An 865-nucleotide genomic window follows, 5' to 3' on the forward strand; every position below is an offset into this window, starting at 1 on the left:
GGGACCGGCTGCCGAGACCTCTCGTTCGTAGAGGTGTGGAGATCCGGGCGCGACGAAATCGCCGGCGTCATCGGAGGCGTCCGTGATCCGTAGCGGGAGCCAGTTCGGTTTGGCCGCGGGCTCCGCGGTCTGGGCTTTGGAGAGCAGGTGCGGCGGCCCCAGGTCTTCGGGCACATCGGCCAGAAAGACGAGCATCTCCAGCTGCCGGTACTCGGCTGCCGCGCTGGGCACGACCACGATGTGGTTGAGGTAGTCGCGATGCAGAGCCTGGTCGTAGTCGGCCGCTCCCTGGTACTTCGCCCACGCCTCGGCCGAGTAGATGCGCAGATCGTCCCCGCCCAGAAGCACCTCGGACAGGCGGATCAGGCGATCGTGCGCCACCAGGAGGCTGACCTCCGTACTGGCGAACGGGAACTCGTCGATTCCGGCGAACTCGTCACCGAGATAGCGGTCCCGTCGTGAAAGTCCCGCGCGGACGGAAACATCAGACCCAGTTCGGCAACCGCCGGGCACAGCACCTCCCTGGATAGATAGCCAGGCAGGATGACGAACCCGTGCCGCCGCCACTCCTCAGCGGCCCTTCCAAGATCCATTATGGCAGTATCACCATGCGCCAACCGCCACTCAACCCATTTCTTGCCCTCAGCGCCTCGGAGCGGAGGGCAAGCAGCTCCCTGGTAGCTGACCTGCGCAGACGATGCACCGAGACGCATGTGAGGCATTGGATGTTGCCGCAAAGCGGCTATGTGTCGATATCTCTATGCGAAGAGGGACGGCTCACGGGCGCTGTTCCCCATCATGCCGGGCGGCGCTCCTCACCCACCTGTCGATTCGCGTCCTCGGGCGGGACTGTTTCAAGATCGGT

Annotated in this window: 1 protein-coding gene; it reads right to left on the reverse strand. The window is 64.7% G+C overall.

From position 1 onward, the window contains the following. Nucleotides 1-513, reverse strand: a 513-nt coding sequence (locus FrCorBMG51_RS13875) for a hypothetical protein (RefSeq protein WP_162233218.1), incomplete at its 3' end; no start/stop codon positions are given. Nucleotides 514-865: the final 352 nt, after the last annotated feature.

It is taken from the genome of Protofrankia coriariae, from assembly GCF_001017755.1.
GTDB classification, from domain to species: Bacteria; Actinomycetota; Actinomycetes; order Frankiales; family Frankiaceae; genus Protofrankia; species Protofrankia coriariae.